The organism is Winogradskyella pacifica, assembly GCF_003386275.1.
GTDB classification, from domain to species: domain Bacteria; phylum Bacteroidota; class Bacteroidia; order Flavobacteriales; family Flavobacteriaceae; genus Winogradskyella; species Winogradskyella pacifica.
In genome coordinates this window covers 1-1,152 of the sequence record NZ_QREI01000047.1, presented here as the reverse complement: position 1 = coordinate 1,152, position 1,152 = coordinate 1, and the positions used below count along the sequence as shown (strand labels likewise).

Genomic DNA, 1,152 nt, shown 5'->3' with positions numbered 1-1,152 from the left:
ACAGTAGATTTAACATCACTTATTAATGATGCTGATAGTGATATTAGTAACGAAATTCAAAATTTATCAGAAGTACTTACTGAAGGTAATACAGCAGATGCTCAAATAAAAAACGTAACCGACCCAACAGATGCCCAAGATGCTGCAACAAAGGCTTATGTAGATGCATTAGAGGCGCAAATAGCAGCTTTAGATGCTCGAATTACAACTTTAGAGCCAGCAACAGTAGGCGACTTTAGAAATGGAGGCGTGGTATTCTGGGTGGATCCTACAGATAATACCCATGGGCTAGTTTGCGCTATAGAAGACCAAAGTTCAGTAATACCATGGAATAATGGTTCTTACATAGTTACCGGAGCTACAGGTACCGCAGTTGGCACTGGCGCTGCAAATACAGATGCTATTATAGCAGCGCAAGGTCCAACAGAAACCGATTATGCAGCAGGTTTAGCAAGAGCCTATACAGGAGGTGGTTTTAACGATTGGTTTTTACCGAGTCAAGATGAGTTAAATGAAATGTACCTAAATAAAGCAGCTATAGAAGCTACAGCAACCGCAAATTCAGGTGCTGTTTTTTATAACGATTACTACTGGAGTTCTTCGGAGGTCAATAATCCTTACGCATGGTACCAGAGTTTCGCCGATGGCAATAAGCTCGGCTTCTTTAAGTACATCAGCTACTATGTGCGTGCAGTTCGGGCTTTTTAACCATTTAGTTATTTATCAATTTAAATAGTGCCGTATAAGCGGTCGGTTTTTATTTTTTAAAAATGGCACTACATACGGAATTACTGGTTTACAGAAATACTTGTAAACTGGTATTAGAAGTTTTTATAAGCACCAAATATTTCCCCGAAGAATAATAAGTATAGTTTGGGTAGAGCTATGGAGTGCGTTGTATTGGTGCTAATGCGTTGTATTTAAAGAGCCAACAGAGCACAAGAAAAAACAGCGTTTATAAATGCGTTTTTAGATAATTTTGAAATTAAAATATTAAATATGAAAAAAAAATTATACATATTTTTAGTAGCCATATTACTAACGGCAACCAGTTTTTCCCAAACGCCAGAAAAAATGAGTTACCAAGCTGTTGTAAGAGACAGTGGTGATAACTTAGTCGCTAACCAACCCATAGGGATGCAAATAAGTATT

At 37.6% G+C, this 1,152-nt stretch carries 1 protein-coding gene; it reads left to right on the top strand.

Annotated elements, in window-relative coordinates:
* Positions 1-708: Lcl C-terminal domain-containing protein (locus DFQ09_RS18735; protein ID WP_115813168.1), on the top strand; the 708-nt coding region annotated here is incomplete at its 5' end.
* Between the last annotated feature and the right edge of the window lie 444 nt (positions 709-1,152).